Source organism: Sulfurimicrobium lacus (assembly GCF_011764585.1).
In the GTDB taxonomy this organism is placed as follows: Bacteria; Pseudomonadota; Gammaproteobacteria; order Burkholderiales; family Sulfuricellaceae; genus Sulfurimicrobium; species Sulfurimicrobium lacus.
The window spans coordinates 2,458,895-2,479,438 of record NZ_AP022853.1 but is presented as its reverse complement, the minus strand read 5'-3'; the positions used below and the strand labels follow the sequence as shown (position 1 = coordinate 2,479,438).

Annotated in this window: 17 protein-coding genes and 2 tRNA genes; 15 read left to right on the top strand and 4 right to left on the bottom strand. The window is 59.2% G+C overall.

The features are described from left to right. Position 1: 1 nt before the first annotated feature. The 13 genes from SKTS_RS12250 (at position 2) to SKTS_RS12190 (ending at position 15,429) form a co-directional block, all read left to right on the top strand. A complete protein-coding gene (locus tag SKTS_RS12250; RefSeq protein ID WP_173065286.1) occupies positions 2 to 2,143 on the top strand; it encodes a type I secretion system permease/ATPase in 2,142 nt (713 codons plus the stop codon). A gap of 12 nt (positions 2,144 to 2,155) precedes the next feature. Continuing rightward, positions 2,156 to 3,571 carry an HlyD family type I secretion periplasmic adaptor subunit gene (locus SKTS_RS12245; RefSeq protein WP_173065283.1) on the top strand — a complete coding sequence of 472 codons (1,416 nt, stop codon included), beginning with the start codon at positions 2,156 to 2,158 and terminating at the stop codon, positions 3,569 to 3,571. 176 nt (positions 3,572 to 3,747) lie between these two features. Further along, the gene (gene purL, locus SKTS_RS12240; RefSeq protein ID WP_173065280.1) at positions 3,748 to 7,722 is read left to right on the top strand and encodes a phosphoribosylformylglycinamidine synthase; all 3,975 of its coding nucleotides are present in this window, start codon (positions 3,748 to 3,750) and stop codon (positions 7,720 to 7,722) included. 59 nt (positions 7,723 to 7,781) lie between these two features. After that, positions 7,782 to 7,858, top strand: a tRNA-Val gene (locus SKTS_RS12235). Positions 7,859 to 7,929: 71 nt separating this feature from the next. Next, complete coding sequence (thrS, locus tag SKTS_RS12230) at positions 7,930 to 9,846, top strand: threonine--tRNA ligase (RefSeq protein ID WP_173065277.1); 1,917 nt, start codon at positions 7,930 to 7,932, stop codon at positions 9,844 to 9,846. A 27-nt stretch (positions 9,847 to 9,873) separates the two neighbouring features. Beyond that, complete coding sequence (gene infC / locus SKTS_RS12225; RefSeq protein WP_173069215.1) at positions 9,874 to 10,392, top strand: translation initiation factor IF-3; 519 nt, start codon at positions 9,874 to 9,876, stop codon at positions 10,390 to 10,392. Positions 10,393 to 10,563: 171 nt separating this feature from the next. Next, a complete protein-coding gene (gene rpmI, locus SKTS_RS12220; protein WP_173065274.1) occupies positions 10,564 to 10,761 on the top strand; it encodes a 50S ribosomal protein L35 in 198 nt (65 codons plus the stop codon). An 11-nt stretch (positions 10,762 to 10,772) separates the two neighbouring features. Continuing rightward, positions 10,773 to 11,132 carry a 50S ribosomal protein L20 gene (rplT, locus tag SKTS_RS12215; RefSeq protein ID WP_173065271.1) on the top strand — a complete coding sequence of 120 codons (360 nt, stop codon included), beginning with the start codon at positions 10,773 to 10,775 and terminating at the stop codon, positions 11,130 to 11,132. Between the two features lie 57 nt (positions 11,133 to 11,189). Continuing rightward, on the top strand, positions 11,190 to 12,173 hold the full coding sequence (pheS, locus tag SKTS_RS12210) for a phenylalanine--tRNA ligase subunit alpha (protein ID WP_173065268.1): 984 nt from the start codon (positions 11,190 to 11,192) through the stop codon (positions 12,171 to 12,173). A 79-nt stretch (positions 12,174 to 12,252) separates the two neighbouring features. Further along, positions 12,253 to 14,610: a phenylalanine--tRNA ligase subunit beta gene (gene pheT, locus SKTS_RS12205; RefSeq protein ID WP_173065265.1), complete on the top strand. Its 2,358-nt coding sequence runs from the start codon at positions 12,253 to 12,255 to the stop codon at positions 14,608 to 14,610. A 10-nt stretch (positions 14,611 to 14,620) separates the two neighbouring features. Then, complete coding sequence (locus SKTS_RS12200; protein ID WP_173065262.1) at positions 14,621 to 14,929, top strand: integration host factor subunit alpha; 309 nt, start codon at positions 14,621 to 14,623, stop codon at positions 14,927 to 14,929. Then, a complete protein-coding gene (locus SKTS_RS12195; RefSeq protein ID WP_173065259.1) occupies positions 14,904 to 15,290 on the top strand; it encodes a MerR family transcriptional regulator in 387 nt (128 codons plus the stop codon). Before SKTS_RS12200 ends, SKTS_RS12195 begins: the two co-directional genes overlap by 26 nt. 62 nt (positions 15,291 to 15,352) lie before the next feature. Continuing rightward, positions 15,353 to 15,429, top strand: a tRNA-Pro gene (locus tag SKTS_RS12190). A 132-nt stretch (positions 15,430 to 15,561) separates the two neighbouring features. On the opposite strand, the gene SKTS_RS12185 is transcribed toward SKTS_RS12190, so the two are convergent. Both SKTS_RS12185 and tadA read right to left on the bottom strand, forming a co-directional pair. Further along, positions 15,562 to 15,765 (bottom strand): hypothetical protein, encoded by a 204-nt coding sequence (locus SKTS_RS12185; protein WP_173065255.1) that lies wholly within the window; start codon positions 15,763 to 15,765, stop codon positions 15,562 to 15,564. 173 nt (positions 15,766 to 15,938) lie between these two features. Continuing rightward, positions 15,939 to 16,439: a tRNA adenosine(34) deaminase TadA gene (tadA, locus tag SKTS_RS12180; protein ID WP_173065252.1), complete on the bottom strand. Its 501-nt coding sequence runs from the start codon at positions 16,437 to 16,439 to the stop codon at positions 15,939 to 15,941. A 104-nt stretch (positions 16,440 to 16,543) separates the two neighbouring features. On the opposite strand from tadA, the gene SKTS_RS12175 reads away from it, so the two are divergent. Both SKTS_RS12175 and SKTS_RS12170 read left to right on the top strand, forming a co-directional pair. Then, a complete protein-coding gene (locus tag SKTS_RS12175; RefSeq protein ID WP_173065249.1) occupies positions 16,544 to 17,437 on the top strand; it encodes a LysR family transcriptional regulator in 894 nt (297 codons plus the stop codon). A gap of 38 nt (positions 17,438 to 17,475) precedes the next feature. After that, entirely contained in the window at positions 17,476 to 17,853 is a 378-nt protein-coding gene (locus SKTS_RS12170; RefSeq protein ID WP_244617327.1) for a hypothetical protein, read from the top strand. Between the two features lie 288 nt (positions 17,854 to 18,141). Here the strand turns inward: SKTS_RS12170 and SKTS_RS12165 are convergent, their stop codons facing one another. Both SKTS_RS12165 and folD read right to left on the bottom strand, forming a co-directional pair. Continuing rightward, positions 18,142 to 19,545 (bottom strand): PhoH family protein, encoded by a 1,404-nt coding sequence (locus SKTS_RS12165; protein WP_173065246.1) that lies wholly within the window; start codon positions 19,543 to 19,545, stop codon positions 18,142 to 18,144. A 57-nt stretch (positions 19,546 to 19,602) separates the two neighbouring features. Beyond that, on the bottom strand, positions 19,603 to 20,457 hold the full coding sequence (gene folD, locus SKTS_RS12160; protein ID WP_173065243.1) for a bifunctional methylenetetrahydrofolate dehydrogenase/methenyltetrahydrofolate cyclohydrolase FolD: 855 nt from the start codon (positions 20,455 to 20,457) through the stop codon (positions 19,603 to 19,605). Between the last annotated feature and the right edge of the window lie 87 nt (positions 20,458 to 20,544).

Here is a 20,544-nt window from a genome sequence, read left to right as displayed (position 1 = left end):
TATGTCCCAAGCGCCCTCCACAGCGAGGGGGGAGGGGGGCGCGTCCGATTCTGGCCTGACGTGCCTGGTGATGATGGCGCGCCTGCACGGCGTGGCCGCCGACCCCGATCAATTGGTGCACGAATACCATACTGGCGGGCGGCCTTTCAGCCAGACCGAAATCCTGCTGGCCGCGAAGAAGCTGGGTTTGCAGGTCAAGCTGGTCAAGACCCCACTCGAGCGGCTGGATAAAACCCCGTTGCCCGCGATAGTGGCGGGTATAGATGGGCATTTTTTCATCCTCGCCAAAGTGGATAATGAAAAAGCGCTCATTCACGACCCTCTGGCAGGCCGCCCCGAGGCGCTGGCTTTGGCAGAGCTGGCGGCGCGCTGGAACGGTGAGCTGATCCTTTTTACCTCCCGCGCTTCGCTCGCAGGCGAGATGAGCAAGTTCGATTTCACCTGGTTCATCCCGGCAGTCGTCAAATACCGCAAGCTCTTGCTGGAAGTGCTGCTGGTTTCGCTTGTGATCCAGCTGTTCGCGCTGGTCACGCCCTTGTTTTTCCAGGTCGTGATGGATAAGGTTCTGGTGCATCGCGGCTTCACAACGCTGGATGTTATTGCGGTAGGCCTTTTCGTTGTGGTCGTGTTTGAAGTGACGCTTACGGCCTTGCGCAGTTACGTCTTCGCCCACACCACGAGCCGTATCGACGTGGAACTGGGCGCGCGGCTGTTCCGCCATCTGCTCAACCTGCCGATGGCCTATTTTGAAGCGCGGCGAGTGGGTGATTCCATCGCGCGCGTGCGGGAGCTGGAAAACATCCGGGCTTTTCTCACCGGCAATGTCCTGACGGTGGTGCTTGATCTCCTATTCTCCATCGTTTTTCTGGGCGTGATGCTGTATTACAGTGCCTGGCTGACCCTGATCGTGGTGGTGTCGCTGCCGTGCTATGGCATTCTTTCCGCGCTCTACACCCCTGCGCTGCGCGGACGTCTGCATGAGAAATTCAACCGTGGGGCGGAGAATCAGGCGTTTCTGGTTGAAGCGGTATCGGGCATCGGCACCGTCAAGGCGATGGCCGTGGAGCCGCAAGTCACCAGCCATTGGGACAAGCAACTCGCGGCTTATGTCTCGGCCAGCTTTCGCACCGCTACCATCGGCCTTTTCGCCAACAGCGGCGTCACGCTGATCAGCAAACTGGTGACTGTGGCGACAATGTGGCTGGGGGCGCGGCTGGTAATCGACGGACAAATGACGGTCGGCCAGTTGATCGCCTTCAACATGCTGGCCGGACAAGTGGCGCAGCCGGTGATGCGGCTGGCGCAACTGTGGACGGATTTCCAGCAGGTCGGGATTTCGATGCAACGGCTGGGCGACATTATCAATACCCACGCCGAAGCCGCAGGCAACAAAAGCACGCTGCCACCGATTCAGGGCAGGATCGAATTCGATCAGGTTGTGTTCCGCTATCGCCCGGATGGATCGGAAGTGCTGCGCGGCATCAGCCTCACCATCGAACCGGGCGAAGTCATCGGTATCGTCGGCCGCTCCGGTTCAGGCAAAAGCACACTTGCCAAGCTGGTGCAGCGCCTGTACGTGCCCGAGCGAGGGCGGCTCATGATCGACGGCATGGACCTGGCGTTGGCAGATGTGTCCTCTCTGCGCCGCCAGATCGGCGTAGTGTTGCAGGAGAACGTGCTGTTCAACCGCAGCATCCGCGAGAACATCGCGCTGGTCGATCCGGGTGCGCCCCTTGAAACTGTGATCGCGGCGGCGAAGCTGGCGGGCGCGCACGAGTTCATTCTGGAACTGCCGGAAGCCTACGACACCATGGTCGGCGAACACGGCGCGACCTTGTCCGGCGGGCAACGCCAGCGCATTGCCATCGCACGCGCGCTGATGGCCAATCCGCGTATTCTCATCCTGGACGAAGCCACTAGTGCGCTGGATTACGAGTCGGAACGCATCATCCAGAACAATATGAAATCCATCTGTCACGGGCGTAGCGTCATCATCATCGCGCACCGCTTGTCCGCCGTGCGCGACGCGAACCGGATCATTGTCATGGATCGTGGGCAGGTTGCGGAAGCGGGAAGCCATGCTGAACTGCTGGAACATGAGGCGGGGCATTATTCCCGTCTGTATCGCCTGCAGCACGCCTGAGGCTCGCAATCAATGAAACGACACGCTATAGCCGACCTTTTCAGGCGTTACGCTGGGATCTTTCGCCACGCCTGGTTACAGCGCAGCGAAACGGACAGCCCTCCGCTGCGCGCCCATGAGGCTCAGTTCCTGCCCGCCGCGCTGGCCTTGCGAGATACACCGGTTCACCCGGCACCGCGCATCGCGCTGTGGCTCATTATCGCCTTCGCCCTGATTGTGCTGCTGTGGGCTGTTTTTGGCCGCATCGATATGGTGGCAACAGCGGTCGGCAAGGTCATACCCAATGATCGCACCAAGATCATCCAGCCGATGGAAACCGCTCTGGTGAAGACGATTCACGTGCGCGATGGCCAGTTTGTCCAGCCAGGGCAGGTGCTGATCGAGCTCGACGCAACCACCGCATCTGCCGACAGCGAGCGGCTGCGCAACGAAACCTTGACGGCACGAATGGAAGCGTTGCGCACGCAAGCCTTGTTGTCCGCTTTGGCGAGCGGGAAGCCGCCGCGACTTGAGGCGATCGACGACGCTGACGCTGCCCGCTTGCTCGCCGAGCAAAACCAGCTTTCCGGCCAGTACCAGGAATATCAGGCCCGCCAATTGCAATTGCAGGCCGAGAGCACGCGCCGCCGGGCAGAGCTTCGCGCCACCCTGGAACAGGTCACCAAATTGGAGCAGACCGCGCCTATCGCCCGCAGACGTGCGCAGGACTATCAGAGGCTGGTCAAGGAGAACTTCATTTCCCGGCATGGCTATCTGGAACGCGAACAAATGCGCATCGAACAGGAACAGGATCTGGCGAGCAGCCAGGCCAAGGCCACTGAAATCCGTGCCGCCTTGATGGAAACGCAGCAACAGCAAGCCACGCTCGCCGCCGAGACGCGCCGCCTGCTGTTGGATCAACATAACCTCGCGGCGCAAAGGGCCGCATCTCTCGAACAGGAGCTGATCAAGGCCGAGCAGCATGGCCGCCTGATGCATTTGACCGCGCCAGTGGCGGGCACGGTACAGCAACTGGCCGTGCATACTGTGGGCGGCGTGGTCACGCCCGCTCAACCCTTGATGGTGATCGTGCCGCGCGACAATGTGCTGGAAGTCGAAGCCATGCTGCCCAACAAGGACATCGGCTTCGTGAACCCCGGACAGGACGCCGAGGTAAAGGTGGAAACCTTTCCTTACACCAAATATGGCACCCTGCATGGCAAGATAACGCAAGTGTCATCCGACGCGATTCAGGATGAGAAACTGGGATTGATCTATTCCACTCGTGTGAAACTGCTCAGGGACACCCTGCAGGTGGAGAACAAGACGGTGCGGCTCACGCCCGGCATGGTAGTGACGGTCGAGGTCAAAACCGGGATGCGGCGGGTGATCGAATATTTTTTGAGCCCGCTGATTCAGGTTTCGAGTGAGAGTCTGCGGGAGCGGTGAAATTTCGCGAGAGCGCTTGCACGGAAGGGGCTTACCACCGGCCTGGCGGTACTTGATTGCCGGCCTGACAATCGAGTGGCGGCAATCTTCATGGTCGACGCAATTCCGGATCGGGCGCCAAATTCGCTCCGGTTTTGGGGTAAAATCACGGATTTCCGTATCTGCCCGGATATTCCATGACGTCTCAAGCCAATTTGCCGCGCGCGATCTCGCTGCGCGGACGCAATGCCCTTTCCCCGTTCCGCTACGACAAACTGATGCGTGCCCTGGCCGGCAGCGTGCCCGCCATCTCCCACGTCTACGCCGAATACTGGCATTTCGTGGCGGCTGCTCGCCCCCTGGATGCGAGCGAGCAGGAACGGCTGGCGCAGATACTGACTTACGGTCCCGCCGCGCAGGAAGAGCAGCCGCAGGGCGAATTACTGCTGGTGACGCCGCGTTTCGGCACCATCTCGCCGTGGTCTTCCAAGGCCACCGACATCGCGCGGCATTGCGGGCTGGAAGCGGTCGAGCGCATCGAGCGCGGCATCGCTTTCTATGTGCAGAAGCGCGACGGTGCGGCGCTGACCGCGCAGGACAAGGCGGCGTTGCTGCCCCTGATTCACGACCGCATGACCGAAACCGTGCTGGGCGATTTCGCCCAGGCCGAGCAGTTGTTCCACCATGTCGAGCCGCAGCCCTTGCGCTCCGTGGATATCCTGGGCGGCGGGGCTGCCGCGCTGGAAGCGGCCAACCGCGAATGGGGCATGGCGCTTTCCGGCGACGAGATTGAATACCTGGTGGAGAACTTCACGCGTATCGGGCGCAACCCGACCGACGTGGAGCTGATGATGTTCGCGCAGGCCAATTCCGAGCACTGTCGCCACAAGATTTTCAACGCCGACTGGGTGATCGACGGCAAGCAGCAGCCGCATTCGCTGTTCGGCATGATCCGCAACACGCACGCCAAGGCGCCGCGCGGCACCGTGGTCGCCTATTCGGACAATTCCTCGGTGATCGAAGGCGCGGATATCGCGCGCTTTTATCCCGATGCGGATGGCAAGCGCTACCGTTATGTCACCGAAAAAACTCATATCCTGATGAAGGTGGAGACCCATAACCATCCCACCGCCATTTCTCCTTTCCCCGGTGCGGCCACCGGTTCGGGCGGCGAAATTCGCGACGAGGGCGCGACCGGCACCGGCTCCAAGCCCAAGGCCGGCCTGAGCGGATTCTCCGTCTCCAACCTCAATATCCCCGGCTTCAAGCAGCCGTGGGAGGGCGATTACGGCAAACCGGGCCGCATCGCCTCGGCGCTGCAGATCATGCTCGAAGGCCCGATCGGCGCCGCCGCATTCAACAACGAGTTCGGTCGCCCCAACCTGAGCGGCTATTTCCGCACTTTCGAGCAGGAAGTGGCGGGCGAGATGCGCGGCTATCACAAGCCCATCATGCTCGCCGGCGGCGTGGGCAACATCGCCGACCGCCATTCCTTCAAGGGCGACGTCACGCCCGGCGCACTGCTGATCCAACTCGGCGGGCCGGGCATGCTGATCGGCCTGGGCGGCGGTGCGGCCTCCAGCATGGACACCGGTTCCAATGCCGAGAACCTCGATTTCGATTCGGTGCAGCGCGGCAATCCGGAAATGCAGCGTCGCGCGCAGGAGGTGATCGACCGCTGCTGGCAGATGGGGGACGGCAATCCCATCCTTTCCATCCACGACGTCGGCGCCGGGGGTATTTCCAACGCACTGCCGGAACTGGTGCACGGTTCGGGGCGCGGCGGACGCTTCAACCTGCGCGCGGTGCCGTCGGAAGAGCCCGGCATGTCGCCGATGCAGATCTGGTCGAACGAGTCCCAGGAGCGTTACGTGCTGGCTATCGCGCCGCAAAGTCTGGAACTGTTCGCGGCCATGTGCGAACGCGAGCGCTGCCCGTTTGCCGTGATCGGCGAGGCTACCAGCGAGGCGCAGCTGGTGGTCGAGGACAGCTATTTCAAGAACACGCCGGTGGACATGGACATGCACGTCCTGCTGGGCAAACCGCCGCGCATGACGCGCAATGTTGCCCATGCCGAGCGTGCGCTGACTCCCTTCGATGTGGAACGGCTGGAACTGAAAGAGGCGGCATATCGCGTGCTGCGCCTGCCCACGGTGGGCGACAAGACTTTCCTCATCAGCATCGGCGACCGCACCGTGGGCGGCTTCACCGCGCGCGACCAGTTCGTCGGCCCCTGGCAGGTGCCGGTCGCGGACGTGGCCGTGACCACCATGGGCTATGACACGTATGTCGGCGAAGCCTTCGCCATGGGCGAGCGCACCCCGCTGGCGCTGCTCGATGCGCCGGCTTCCGGCCGCATGGCGATCGGCGAGGCGGTGACCAACATCGCCGCCGCCCTGATCGACGACATCGGCGACATCAAGCTGTCCGCCAACTGGATGGTGGCGGCCGGACATCCGGGCGAGGATGCCGGCTTGTACGACACCGTGCACGCAGTGGGCATGGAATTCTGCCCGGAGCTCGGGGTAAGCATCCCAGTCGGCAAGGATTCCATGTCGATGAAGTCGGTGTGGGAAGACGACGGCGACAAAAAGGCTGTGACTTCGCCACTGTCGCTCATCATCACCGCCTTCGCGCCCACACCGGACGCACGCCGCACCCTGACCCCGCAGCTGCGCAGCGATGTGGGCGACACGGACCTGATCCTGATCGACCTCGGTCGTGGCCGGGCGCGCCTCGGTGGTTCGGCGCTGGCACAGGTATACGGCCAGGTGGGCGACGACGCGCCGGACGTTCTGGTCGCTGGACATCTCAGGTCGTTTTTTCAGACGGTCCAGAAGCTCAACCGGGAAGGTGCCATCGTTGCCTACCACGACCGTTCCGATGGCGGCCTGTTGGTGACCTTGTGCGAAATGATGTTTGCCGGCCATGTCGGCGTGACGCTCGACGTGGACGAGCTTTGTTACGAGCAGATCCGCAGCGATGTGGAAGAGAACGGCACGGCCGAGCCGGAAATACCCGCAGGCAGCTATTCGAGCCGCATCTTCGGGGTGCTGTTCAATGAAGAACTCGGGGCCCTGCTGCAAGTACGGCGCAGCGATACCCCAGCAGTCATGCGCGCGTTCTTCGATGCCGGCATGCGAAGCGAGTTTCACGTCATCGGCTCGCTTAACAGCGACGATAGCCTGCGCATCATGCGCAACGAGACGGAAGTTTTCCACGAGAGCCGTGTCGAATTGCAGCGTGCCTGGTCTGAAACCACGAGCCAGATGCAGAAACTGCGTGACAACCCGGAGTGTGCGCAAGAGGAATTTGACCGCATTCTCGACGCTTCGGATCCCGGTCTGCAGGCGCAACCCACATTCGACATCAACGAGGATATCGCCGCGCCCTATATCAACAGCGGGGTACGCCCCGCCATGGCCATCCTGCGCGAGCAGGGCGTCAACGGCCAGGTGGAGATGGCTGCCGCCTTTGACCGTGCCGGCTTTGCGGCTGTTGACGTGCACATGAGCGACATCATCGCCGGCCGTGTTTCCCTCAGGGACTTCAAGGGACTGGTGGCATGCGGCGGGTTCTCTTACGGCGACGTGCTGGGGGCGGGGGAGGGCTGGGCCAAGTCCATCCTGTTCAATACCCGCGCCAGGGACGAGTTCGAGGGCTTTTTCCGGCGCAGCGATTCCTTTGCGCTCGGCGTGTGCAACGGTTGCCAGATGATGAGCAATCTCCACTCGATCATCCCCGGTGCGGAAAACTGGCCGCATTTCGTGCGCAACAAGTCCGAGCAGTTCGAGGCGCGCTTCGTGTCCGTGGAAATTCCCGAGAACCCGTCCCTGTTCCTCGACGGCATGGCGGGCAGCAGGCTGCCCATCGTGGTGGCCCACGGCGAGGGCTACGCCGAGTTCGCGACGCCGGATGCGCTGCGCAATGCGCAGGTGGCGCTGCGCTACGTCGACCATCGCGGCCAGCCGGCGCAAACCTATCCGCTCAACCCCAATGGTTCGCCCGACGGCATCACCGGCCTGACGACGCCCGACGGCCGCTTCACCATCATGATGCCGCACCCGGAACGGGTGTTCCGCGCCGTGCAGCACTCCTGGCATCCCGATGGCTGGAACGCGGACGGACCGTGGCTGCGCATGTTCCGCAACGCCCGAAAATGGGTGGGATAAACCCCGCTAAAGGTTTTCGTTGAATTGTTCGGAACTTCTCCGTATAATTCGGCCACCCTAGGCGCGTAGCTCAGCTGGTTAGAGCATCACCTTGACATGGTGGGGGTCGTTGGTTCGAGTCCAATCGCGCCTACCAGCTTTACCTAAAATGCGGCTTTGGCCGCATTTTTTGTTTTTGCGCTAAATTTCTTCTTGGATGACCCGGTTATGCCAGTAATTCGTTTGCCCGATGGTTCCGAACGCAAATTTGACCAAGCCGTAACGGTCGCGGACGTGGCTGCAAATATTGGCGCTGGCCTGGCCCGCGTGGCATTGGCCGGCAAGGTAAACGGCAAGCTGGTCGACACTTCCTTCCTGATCGAATCCGATGCCGAGTTGGCGATCGTGACCGACAAGGATGCGCAAGGCCTGGAAGTCATCCGCCACTCCACCGCCCATTTGCTGGCCCAGGCGGTAAAAGAACTGTTTCCGGAAGCACAGGTCACCATCGGACCGGTGATCGAGGACGGTTTCTTCTATGATTTCGCCTGCAAACGGCCGTTCACGCCGGAAGATTTGCTGGCCATCGAAAAGAAAATGGCCGAAATCGTCAAGGCCGACCTGAAAGTCGAGCGCAAAGTGGTGTCGCGCTCCGACGCCATCGCGTTCTTCAAGAACCTGGGCGAGCACTACAAGGCCCAGATCATCGAGTCCATTCCCAGCGACGAGGACCTGTCGCTGTATACCCAGGGCACTTTTACCGACCTGTGCCGCGGCCCGCACGTGCCTTCGACCGGCAAGCTCAAGGTCTTCAAGCTGATGAAAGTGGCCGGCGCCTACTGGCGCGGCGATTCGAAGAACGAAATGCTGCAGCGCATCTACGGCACGGCATGGGTCAAGAAGGAAGATCAGGAAGCCTATCTGCACCGCCTGGAAGAGGCGGAAAAGCGCGACCACCGCAAGATCGGCAAGCAACTCGACCTGTTCCACATGCAGGACGAGGCGCCGGGCATGGTGTTCTGGCATCCCAAGGGCTGGGCGATGTGGCAGGTGGTCGAGCAGTACATGCGCGGCGTGTATCGCGACCACGGATACCAGGAAATCCGCTGCCCGCAGATCATCGACCGCGTGCTGTGGGAAAAATCCGGCCACTGGGAACACTTCAAGGCCGGCATGTTCACCACCGAGTCGGAAAAACATGAATACGCGATCAAGCCGATGAACTGCCCCGGCCACATTCAGGTATTCAATGCCGACCTGCGCTCGTACCGCGAGCTGCCGCTGCGCTATGGCGAGTTTGGCTCATGCCACCGCAACGAGCCGTCGGGCGGTCTGCACGGCTTGATGCGCGTGCGCGGCTTCGTGCAGGACGATGGCCACATCTTCTGCACTGAGAGTCAGATCGAGTCCGAGGTGACCGCTTTCAACGCGCTGGTGCTGAAGGTTTACAAGGACTTCGGCTTTCACGACGTGGCTGTGAAGCTGGCGTTGCGCCCGGAAAGCCGGGTCGGCTCCGACGAAATCTGGGACAAGTCCGAAAATGCTCTGCGCGCCGCCTTGAGTGCTTCCGGCATGACGTGGGTGGAATTGCCGGGCGAAGGGGCGTTCTACGGCCCCAAGATCGAATTCCACATCAAGGACGCCATAGGTCGCTCCTGGCAGTGCGGCACGATACAGGTGGACTTCTCCATGCCGGGCCGCCTGGGCGCCGAGTTCGTCGACGAGGACAACACGCGCAAGACCCCGGTGATGCTGCACCGCGCGATTCTCGGTTCACTGGAGCGTTTCATCGGTATTCTGGTCGAAAACCATGCCGGCGCGCTGCCGTTGTGGCTGGCACCGGTGCAGATGGCGATACTGAATATTTCGGAATCCCAGGCGGAATATGCGCGCCAGGTGGCGGAACAATTGAAACAAAATGGCTTCCGCGTCCATCTGGACTTGAGAAATGAGAAGATTACCTATAAAATTCGCGAACATAGCATGCAGAGGCTGCCGTATCTCCTGGTAATAGGGGACAAGGAAGTGGCCTCCAACCTAGTTGCCGTGCGAACCCGCAAGGGCGAAGACCTTGGCCAGATGCCGCTGGAAGCGTTGCTGGAGCAGTTATCCAAGGACCTGGCCGATAAGGGAAGCGCGGCTTAGTTTTTTAATTGATTTGGAGATTTAGCTATCGCTCAGGGAAAAGAAAGCCGGGTCAACGGTGAAATCACCGCACAGGAAATCCGGTTGGTTGGCGTGGAAGGTGAGCCGCTCGGTATCGTAAGTCTGTCAGCTGCCATGCAGATGGCCGAAGACGCCGAGATTGACTTGGTCGAGATTGCGCCCACGGCGCAGCCGCCAGTCTGTCGCTTGATGGATTATGGAAAATTCAAATACAGCGAAAGCAAGAAACAGCACGAAGCCAAGCTGAAGCAGAAGCAGATCCAGGTCAAGGAAGTGAAATTCCGTCCCGGTACGGACGAAGGCGACTACCTGGTCAAGTTGCGCAACCTGGTCCGTTTCCTCGAAGAAGGCGATAAAACGAAGATCACCCTGCGTTTTCGCGGGCGTGAAATCACCCATCAGGAACTGGGTATGAGACTGCTGAAAAGAGTCGAAGCCGATCTGGCCGAATTCGGCACGGTTGAGCAGTTCCCCAAGATGGAAGGTCGGCAGATGGTGATGGTGCTGTCGCCCAAGAAAAAGTAGCAGCAAGAATTCAGTTGTCAGCTCCAAGCTGGCGACTATCGCACCAATGTTGCTGCTTTAGCAGCTTACAGTGGTGGTGATGCCCTTAACGGGCAAAACAAGTGGTACCCAGGCTAACAAGTGTCTCCGTTGGGGAACGCCCAGGTCCATGTTATAAACTAGGAGTTGTAAATGCCTAAGATGAAGACCAAGAGTAGCGCCAAGAAGCGCTTCAAGACTCTGGGTGGTGGCGGCGTGAAGCGCACCCATTCCCACTTGCGTCATATCCTGACCAAGAAAACCACAAAACGTAAACGCCAGTTGCGCGGTACGACCATGGTTGCCGAGAGCAACATGCGTCAGATTCGTGCCATGATGCCCTACGCTTAAGGAGACGGACAATGCCAAGAGTTAAACGTGGTGTAACGGCACGCGCCCGTCACAAGAAAGTACTGGAACAGGCCAAGGGTTACCGCGGTCGTCGCAAGAACGTCTATCGCATCGCTAAAGAAGCGGTGATGAAGGCCGGTCAATATGCCTACCGTGACCGTCGCCAACGCAAGCGCCAGTTCCGCGCCCTGTGGATCGTGCGTATCAATGCAGCAGCCCGTGAACTGGGCATGACCTACAGCGTGTTCATCAACGGCCTCAAGAAAGCCATGATTGACATGGACCGCAAGGTGCTGGCCGATCTGGCCGTTTTCGACAAGCCGGCATTCGCCAAGATTGCCGAGCAAGCCAAAGCCAGCCTCAGCGCTTAAGCGGTAACATCTGAAAAAGGAGGCTCCGGCCTCCTTTTTTATTTCGGCGGCATGATCATGGAAAAACTCGAAGAAATTCTGAATCAAGGCCTGGCAGCTTTTGCCGGCATTGATAACCCGGCCGACCTGGAACAGGTCAAGGCGCGTTATATCGGCAAAAGCGGCGCTTTGACCGAAATAATGAAGGGGCTGGGCAAACTGACGCCCGAAGAGCGGCCCGCGGCTGGCGCGCGCATCAATCAGGTCAAGGAACAGCTGGAACAGGCGCTTGCCGCCCGGCGCGAAGCGATGCGCGAGCAACAATTGCAGGCCCAGTTGGCGAAAGAAGCGCTGGATGTGACTTTGCCCGGGCGCGGTGCCGGTCGGGGCGGTCTGCACCCCGTCACGCGCACGCTCGAGCGGATCGAATCATTGTTCCATTCCATCGGTTTCGATGTGGCCCAAGGCCCTGAAATCGAGTCGGATTTTTACAATTTCACTGCTCTCAATATTCCGGAAAACCATCCGGCACGGGCGATGCACGACACCTTCTACGTGGATGCCCAGCACATGCTGCGCACCCATACTTCGCCGGTGCAGGTGCATTACATGGAAACGAACCAGCCGCCGCTGAAAATCATCGCGCCAGGGCGTGTGTATCGTGTCGATTCCGATGCCACGCATTCGCCGATGTTTCATCAGGTGGAAGGCCTGTGGGTCGATGAAGAGATCAGCTTCGCCAACCTCAAAGGCGTGGTGCAGGACTTCCTGCAGCGCTTTTTCGAACGCGATGACCTGCAAGTCCGCTTTCGCCCGTCCTTCTTTCCGTTCACCGAGCCATCGGCCGAGATGGACATGAGCTGGAATGGCGGCTGGCTCGAGATTGGCGGTTGCGGCATGGTGCACCCCAACGTGCTGAAGCACGTGAATATCGACAGTGAAAAATATATCGGCTTCGCTTTCGGCTTGGGTGTCGAACGATTGGCCATGTTGCGCTATGGTGTCAATGACTTACGCCTGTTTTTTGAGAACGATTTGAAGTTTCTCAAACAATTTAATTGAATCTGGACATCAGTTTTCAGCCAACGGCGGCATGCGCCTGTTTAGCTGACAACTGCTTGCTGAAAGCTGACGGCTTGTTATGAAATTCTCGGAAAACTGGTTACGCACCTTCGTCAATCCTGCGCTGGACAGCGATCAACTGTCCGAAGCCCTGACCATGGCCGGACTGGAAGTGGAAGCGCTGGAGCCGGTGGCCCCCGCGTTCGACAAGATCGTGGTGGCGGAAGTGCTGTCGCTGGAAAAACACCCCGATGCCGACCGGCTCAACGTTTGCCAGGTCAATGTCGGCGCGGGCGAAACGCTGCAAATCGTGTGCGGCGCAAGCAACGTTCACGCTGGGGCGCGCGTGCCCTGTGCGCTGGTCGGTGCGGAACTGCCCGGGCTGACCATCAAGCGCGCCAAGGTGCGCGGCATCGAGTCCTTCGGCATGCTGTGTTCCGCCAAGGAATTGGGCCTGGCGGAAGAGAGCAGCGGGCTGCTGCTGTTACCATCCGACGCGCCGACCGGCACATCGATTCGTGCCTACCTCGACCTGGACGACAAGCTGTTCACCCTGAAACTCACGCCCAACCGCAGCGATTGCCTCAGCCTGCTCGGCGTGGCGCGCGAAGTGGCCGCAGTAACGGGCGCCGACTTGGCGTTGCCGCCAGTCGCGTCCGTGCCATCCGGTGGGGCAGGCACATTGCCGGTCGTCGTGGCTGAACCGTCAGCCTGTCCGCGCTACTGTGGGCGCGTGGTGCGAGGCATCAAACCCGGCGCGGTTACGCCGGACTGGATGGTGCGTCGCCTCGAACGTTGCGGCATACGCAGCATCAACCCGGTGGTGGATATCACCAACTACGTCATGCTGGAACAAGGGCAGCCGCTGCACGCATTCGATATGGCGAAAATCTGCGGCGGATTGCAGGTGCGCTTCGCGCGGGATGGCGAGCAAGTTGCACTGCTCAACCAGCAAGTTGTGGAATTGGCACCGGACATGCTGGTGGTGGCCGATGATGGGGGCGCTCTGGCGCTGGCCGGTATCATGGGTGGCGAGAGCAGCGCGGTAACGGATGGCACAACTGATATTTTTCTGGAAAGCGCCTTTTTCGACCCGGACGTGATTGCCGGCAAGGGGCGTCGCATCGGAGTTTCAACCGATTCCTCCTATCGTTTCGAACGAGGCGTGGATTTCGCGTCCACGCGCACGGCACTGGAGCGCGCGAGCGAACTGATTCTGGACATCTGCGGCGGCGAGGCAGGGGGCGTACAGGAAGTCTGCAGTGTCTTGCCGAAGCGCGATCCCATCGTCCTGCGCGCCGAACGTGCGCGGCGTGTGCTGGGTATCGATTTGAGCGATGCGGTCATTTCCGGATTGCTGCGCCGCCTGCACCTGGATTTCAGCGAACAAGCAGGGAACTACTGCGTCACTCCCCCAAGTTATCGTTTCGACCTGGCTATCGAGGTCGACCTGATCGAGGAACTGGCACGCCTTCATGGCTATGACAATATCCCCGCCTTGCCGCCGCGCAGCGATTTACGTTTGCTGCCGCAAGCAGAAGCGGTGCAGGGAACTGACCGCATACGCCAGTTCCTGGTGGCGCGGGATTACCAGGAGGTCGTGACCTACAGCTTTGTGGATAAAGCCTGGGAATCCGATCTGGCCGGCAATGAAGCGCCCGTCGCTTTGCAGAATCCCATTGCAAGTCAGATGAGCGTGATGCGCTCGACACTGTTCGGTGGATTGCTCGATGTGCTGCGTTTCAACTTCAACCGTCGGCACGATCGGGTACGGATTTATGAAATCGGGAGCTGTTTCGCCGGCGGAGAAAATGCCTATTCGCAGCCGCAGCGCCTGGGCGGCTTGTGTTACGGCGGAGCGAAAGCCGAGCAGTGGGGCGAAGCGCTGCGTCAGGTCGATTTCTTCGATGTAAAGGCCGACCTCGAAGCCTTATGCCATCCGGCAGAATTGCACTTCAACGCAGCCAGTCATCCCGCACTGCATCCGGGGCAATCGGCGCAAGTGTTTCTGGACGGTGCGGCGATTGGCTGGATCGGCACTTTGCACCCGCGCTGGCAGCAGAAATACGATCTGCCGCAGTCGGCGGTGATGTTTGAACTGGAATTAAGCCCGCTGATGCGGCGTCGAATTCCGAGGTTCAGCGAGGTTTCCAAATTTCCGCCAGTGAGGCGCGATCTGGCTGTAGTGGTGGAAGAGGGTGTCGATGTGCAAACGCTGCTCGACGGCATGCGCGAGCAATTGCCGGAGTCCGTCACGGATCTCATGTTGTTTGACGTATATCGTGGCAAAGGTATTGATTTAGGTAAAAAAAGTCTTGCATTCAAAGTGCTGATGCAAGATACTCGAAAAACATTAACTGATGAAGAAGTCGAAGCGGCACTTGCCCGGATTAAAGAGGTTCTGGCGACCCGCTTCAACGCGACACTGCGAGCTTAAGGAATAATTAATGACACTCACCAAAGCCGAATTGGCCGATATGCTGTTTGAACAAGTTGGCCTCAACAAACGTGAGGCTAAAGACATGGTGGAATCGTTCTTTGAGGAAATTCGCCTGGCACTTGAGGACGGCGACGGTGTGAAGCTTTCCGGCTTCGGCAATTTCGAATTGCGCGACAAGCCGCAGCGTCCCGGCAGAAATCCTAAAACCGGGGAAGAAATTCCGATTACCGCACGCCGTGTAGTAACGTTTCACGCCAGCCAAAAACTCAAGGCATTAGTGGAAGAGTCATATGCCGGAAATAACGCCGCAGTCTGAACTGCCCCCGATTCCCGCAAAGCGTTACTTCACCATCGGTGAGGTGGGCGAGCTTTGCGGCGTCAAGCCGCATGTGCTGAGATACTGGGAACAGGAATTTACCCAGCTCAAACCAGTCAAGCGGCGTGGCAACCGACGCTACTATCAGCACCACGAAGTGCTGCTGATCCGTCGTATTCGCGAACTCCTTTATGAGCAAGGTTTTACCATCAGCGGCGCCCGCAACCGATTGGACGAAGGCGCCGGCACCAAGGTCTCACACGTGGTCGAAGAACACGTTGAAGCGTCGCTATCCACTCACCCTGATTTTTCCTTCATCCGTGCCGAAATTAAAAGTGTATTGGAATTATTGCGGGCCTAGTCGCGATTTATCAAATATTCGGGCTGGCTACGCAGGGGCTTTTTGTCTATAATGGCGTCCTTCGGGGCGTAGCGCAGCCTGGTAGCGTACTTGCATGGGGTGCAAGTGGTCGGAGGTTCAAATCCTCTCGCCCCGACCAGAACAACCAAACATGAAGCCACTTTCTGAGTGGCTTTTTTGTTTTCAGGCGGCGCAAAACGAACTCTCTCGTTTATGGGACGCCTGGGCTTCAGTCCCTGCAATCGATGGCGCAACGGGAGATACCTCGGGCTCAGTGGCCGTACTTGGTTACCGGTGAGAGTCCGGCAGCGAAATACGCATACCAGTCGTCCGCCCGGCGTCCCGGCGACGTCCTGCGCTCGCCAGAGGGGAGCGGGTCGTTGATTCGCTGGAGCGGGCTGCACCTTTGCGTGATTCTGCGCTCGGCCGGAATGAATTCAACCTCGTAAACCGGCAGTGAAGCGTACCTAGACATGGCGACTCCTTGAGACAACCAGTTGTTGGTGCTTTTGCCGGTTTTTTGAGACCGGCACATACCATTTCAAATTAATCCCGATGGCAATAAATGTCAAATCTAGGTGGGAATCCCTCTGTAGGTAAACGTTACCCTGCAGATTCGCATCTGGTCCGACACCCTTCAGCGTGCGTTTATTCCTGGCTTTCCCTGGCGCGTTTTTGCAGCCGGCGGCGCTCTGCAAAAAAGTCTGACAGCATGGTCCCGCACTGGGCTGCGAGAACGCCACCGGTTACGCTTGCATGGTGATTCAGGCGCTGCTCCTCGAACAGGTCGACGATGCTGCCGCAAGCGCCGGTCTTGGGGTCTCTGGCGCCATAAAAAAGGTGCTTGATGCGGGCATGCATGATGGCGCCGGCGCACATGGTGCAGGGTTCGAGCGTGACATAGAGATCGCAGTTCACCAGGCGGTAATTGCCAATACGTTGGGCGGCGTCCCGCATGGCCTGGATTTCGGCATGAGCCGTAGGGTCGTGGCTGCTGATCGGGGCATTGAATCCGCGTCCGATGATCTGCTCCTGGTACACCACGACCGCTCCTACCGGCACTTCGCCCAGAGCGCCGCCACGCTGCGCCAGCTCGAGTGCTGCGGCCATGAAGAAGTCGATCTTTTCCTGATTAGTTTCGTTTGTCATGTAAAGGGATAAGGTTATCTTTTGCCGTCATATTATAAATCTATTCATGAGCGGCGTTTTATGATTGAATATGCGGCTCAGATTAACACGAGCATGGATTTAACATGGCAGATCGCCGTCTTCAGGTCTTTTACACGGTTGCCAAGCAACTCAGTTTCACCAAAGCAGCAGAGTTGCTGTTCATGACTCAGCCCGCCGTGACTTTCCAAGTCAAACAGCTGGAAGAACATTTCAATACGCGGTTGTTCGAACGCAGCCACAGCAAGATCAGCCTGACACCGGCGGGTGATCTTGTGCTTGATTACGCCGAGCGCATTCTAAACCTGACATCCGAACTGGAAACCCGGATGGGGGAGATGACCGGCCAGGTCAGCGGCATCCTGATGCTGGGAGCCAGCACGACCATCGCGGAATACATGTTGCCGCGCAAGCTTGGCGATTTCAAGGTGCGCTATCCGCACGTGCAGGCGCGCCTCACGGTGGCCAATTCGGAAACCATCGAGAACAAGGTCGCCGACCATACCCTGGACGTGGGGCTGATCGAGGCGCCTTCGCAGCACCCGCATCTGAAAAGCATCGTGTGTTGCCAGGATGAACTGGTGATGATCTGCTCGCCGCAACATGCGTTTGCCAAGTACCACGATATCGCGCCTGTGCAAATGGCCGAACAGCCCTATATCAGCCGGGAAACTGGCTCCGGCACGCGCAATGTGGTGGATGACTATTTCCGCCTCGGCGGCGTTAATCCCGAAGACCTGCATATCGCCATGGAATTGGGCAGTTTGGAGGCGATCAAGGGTGCGGTGGAAGCCGGACTTGGCATTGCCATCGTGTCGCGCTCGACCATTCTGAAAGAACTCAAGCTTGGCGAACTGGTGGCGATTCCGTTAAATCCACCCTTGATTCGGCCCTTGTCGGTGGTGTACGCGGAAGGAAAATTCCGCTCGCGCTTGCTCCAGGCGTTCCTGGATTATGCGGAAACGCGATTAAAAGACTAAAAGCAGAACGTTATTGCGTTTAAATAGAAGATACAGCAATGTTAATGCGTGGTGGCGTTTCTCTTACTCCCTCCGAAAAAAAGGCTCTTCATCTCTTCCGTGCGCTGAGCGACGAGCAGCAGCAGACGGTGAGCGCTTTCATGGAATTTCTCGCTACCCGTGGCACGCTCTCGCCCTCTCAAAAACCGGCTCAACCGGTGGAGGTTGCGCGCCCGGAACAGGAGAGCGTAGTCAAGGCAATCAAGCGCTTGCGCGCGACTTATCCCATGCTGGATCAGAACAAGCTGTTCCATGAGACGTCCGAGCACATGACGGGGCATCTGATGCACGGCAAGCTGGCTGCCGAAGTGGTCGATGAACTGGAAGCCATGTTCGCCCGTCACTACCAGCGCTATTGCGACGAACTGGAAAAGTGACGGGCGAGAGGGCGGAAGGCAAGTGTACTGTTTCACGCTAAACGGCACTTTCAGAGCCCACCCAAAAGTGACATGGCAAGGCGTGGTGCGCCGGCAATGGCCGTCCCCTTGCCAAGCACCGCAACGCAGTCAGGGCGCTTTTGGGAGGGCTCCCTTCGGGCGAGACCCTGAGCGGTCATCTGCGGCGTTGCACGTACTTGGAATAGAGTGACTATTCCGGCGCACGCGCGTCTTGCATATGACCGCTCAGGGTCTCGCTGAAAGCGCCGTTTAGCGTGAAACAGTACACTAGAGCGCTTCTGAGGCGTAGTCGGCGAGGCGTGACCGTTCGCCGCGCATAAGGGTGACATGGCCGTTGTGCGGCCAGCCTTTGAAGCGATCCACTACATAGGTCAGGCCCGAACTGCCTTCGGTGAGATAGGGCGTGTCGATCTGCGCGATGTTGCCCAGGCAGACCACCTTGGTGCCGGGGCCGGCGCGGGTGATGAGGGTTTTCATCTGCTTGGGCGTAAGGTTCTGCGCCTCGTCGATGATCAGAAACTTGTTCAGGAAGGTACGTCCGCGCATGAAATTCAGCGCCTTGATCTTGATTCGCGAGCGAATCAGGTCCTGAGTGGCGGCACGGCCCCATTCTCCGGCTTCTTCATCCGTTTTGTTCAGCACGTCGAGGTTGTCTTCCAGCGCACCCATCCACGGGCTCATCTTCTCCAGTTCGGTACCCGGCAGGAAGCCGATGTCCTCGCCCACCGGAACGGTGACGCGGGTGACGATGATTTCGGAGTAAAGCTTCTGGTCCAGGGTCTGCTGCAACGCGGCTGCCAGGGTCAGGAGGGTCTTGCCGGTGCCGGCCTGTCCGAGCAGGGAAACGAAGTCGATGTCCTTGTTCATCAGTAAATTGAGCGCGAAATTCTGCTCACGGTTGCGGGCCGTGATGCCCCATACCGAGTTCTTGAGATGGCTGTAGTCCTTGAGCGTCTGCAACACCATGGTGTCGCCGCTCTGCTCCTTGACCAGGGCGTAGAAGGGCTTGGGGTCTTCCTGGTAGACCAGTTCGTTGATGAACAGGTTGGAAGAGAGCGGGCCGGTCAGGCGGTACATGGTGTGCCCAGCGTCCTGCCACGACTTCATGTCCTTGCTGTGGCGGTCCCAGAAATCCGCAGCGAGCTCGCGTGTGCCGGTGTAAAGAAGATCGGTGTCTTCCAGCACTTTGTCGTTGAAGTAGTCCTCGGCCGCCAGGTCAAGCGCACGGGCCTTGATGCGCATGTTGATGTCCTTGCTGACCAGGATCACCTTGCGCTTGTTCTGCTGCCGGTGCAGGTGCATCACCACGGCGAGAATCTGGTTGTCGGCCTTGCCTATCGGGAAGTTGGCCGGCAATTCACCGCTGATCGCCTCGGTCTGCAGAAACAGTTTTCCGGAGGCGCTGCCGCCGCGGTGCCCCTTGAGCGAAATGCCGTCCTCTATTCCGTTCTTCGCGCCGCTGACGATCTCGTCCAGAAAGCGGCTTGCCTGGCGGGCGTTGCGCGCCACCTCCGATACACCTTTCTTGTTGTTGTCGAGTTCCTCCAGGGTCATCATCGGCAGGTAAATATCGTGTTCCTCGAAGCGGAACAGGCTGGTCGGGTCGTGCATCAGCACATTTGTATCCAGCACGAAAAGTTTGCATTGCTTGGCCGACTTCCTGGAAACCATTGACGCTCCTTTAATCAAATTAAAGTATCAGATTGGACTGCTGGTATTACAGATTGATTACAAATGAAATTTGTCAGCCGAATCAATGGCATTCTCGAGCAGGGTGGCGACTGTCATCGGTCCGACGCCGCCCGGCACCGGCGTGATCCACGCGGCGCGCTGGGACGCCGTGGCGAATTCCACGTCGCCGCAAATCTTTCCATCCGGCAGGCGGTTGATGCCGACGTCGATCACCGTGGCGCCTTCGCGTACCCATTCCCCCTTGACCAGGCCGGGCTTCCCGACCGCGACCACCAGGATCTCAGCTTCCTGCACGTAGCCGGCCAGGTCGCGGGTAAAGCGGTGCGTGGTCGTCACTGTGCATCCTGCCAGCAGGAGTTCCAGACCCATCGGGCGGCCCACGGTATTGGATGCGCCGACCACGACGGCGTTCTTGCCTTTCAGTTCCTCGCCAGTGCTGCGCAGCAGCGTCATCGCGCCGCGTGGCGTACAAGGCCGCAGCACCGGGATGCGCAGGGCCAGGCGGCCGATGTTGTAGGGGTGAAATCCATCCACGTCCTTGTCCGGGTGGATGCGCTCAACAATTGCCTCGCTGTCGATATGGGCCGGCACCGGCATTTGGACGAGGATGCCGTCGATGGCAGGATCTGCGTTGAGCTGGTCGATCAGCGCCAGAAGTTCATCCTGGCTGGTAGATGCGGGCAAATCGTGTGAAACCGAATGGAAGCCTGTGGTTTCGCAGGCCCGGCGCTTGTTGCGCACGTAGATGGAAGATGCCGGGTCGTCGCCGACCAGGATTACAGCGAGGCCGGGGCGTCGTTTACCTGCTGCTATTCGTGCTTCTACGCGTTGTTTGATTTGTTGCAGGAGGTTATCGGCGATTGCTTTGCCGTCTATGATCTGTGCGGGCATGGTATATGGACAGTGTGCTGATAGGAGAACGGAATAAGCAACACTTTAAAGCGCTTTTGCTTCTTATGCAAAGTTGACGAGCCCGCA

Coding starts and splice junctions, on each gene's coding strand:
- SKTS_RS12250 (WP_173065286.1), top strand. CDS start 2: ATGTCCCAAGCGCCCTCCACAGCGAGGGGGGAGGGGGGCGCGTCCGAT.
- SKTS_RS12245 (WP_173065283.1), top strand. CDS start 2,156: ATGAAACGACACGCTATAGCCGACCTTTTCAGGCGTTACGCTGGGATC.
- purL (WP_173065280.1), top strand. CDS start 3,748: ATGACGTCTCAAGCCAATTTGCCGCGCGCGATCTCGCTGCGCGGACGC.
- thrS (WP_173065277.1), top strand. CDS start 7,930: ATGCCAGTAATTCGTTTGCCCGATGGTTCCGAACGCAAATTTGACCAA.
- rpmI (WP_173065274.1), top strand. CDS start 10,564: ATGCCTAAGATGAAGACCAAGAGTAGCGCCAAGAAGCGCTTCAAGACT.
- rplT (WP_173065271.1), top strand. CDS start 10,773: ATGCCAAGAGTTAAACGTGGTGTAACGGCACGCGCCCGTCACAAGAAA.
- pheS (WP_173065268.1), top strand. CDS start 11,190: ATGGAAAAACTCGAAGAAATTCTGAATCAAGGCCTGGCAGCTTTTGCC.
- pheT (WP_173065265.1), top strand. CDS start 12,253: ATGAAATTCTCGGAAAACTGGTTACGCACCTTCGTCAATCCTGCGCTG.
- SKTS_RS12200 (WP_173065262.1), top strand. CDS start 14,621: ATGACACTCACCAAAGCCGAATTGGCCGATATGCTGTTTGAACAAGTT.
- SKTS_RS12195 (WP_173065259.1), top strand. CDS start 14,904: ATGCCGGAAATAACGCCGCAGTCTGAACTGCCCCCGATTCCCGCAAAG.
- SKTS_RS12185 (WP_173065255.1), bottom strand. CDS start 15,765: ATGTCTAGGTACGCTTCACTGCCGGTTTACGAGGTTGAATTCATTCCG.
- tadA (WP_173065252.1), bottom strand. CDS start 16,439: ATGACAAACGAAACTAATCAGGAAAAGATCGACTTCTTCATGGCCGCA.
- SKTS_RS12175 (WP_173065249.1), top strand. CDS start 16,544: ATGGCAGATCGCCGTCTTCAGGTCTTTTACACGGTTGCCAAGCAACTC.
- SKTS_RS12170 (WP_244617327.1), top strand. CDS start 17,476: ATGTTAATGCGTGGTGGCGTTTCTCTTACTCCCTCCGAAAAAAAGGCT.
- SKTS_RS12165 (WP_173065246.1), bottom strand. CDS start 19,545: ATGGTTTCCAGGAAGTCGGCCAAGCAATGCAAACTTTTCGTGCTGGAT.
- folD (WP_173065243.1), bottom strand. CDS start 20,457: ATGCCCGCACAGATCATAGACGGCAAAGCAATCGCCGATAACCTCCTG.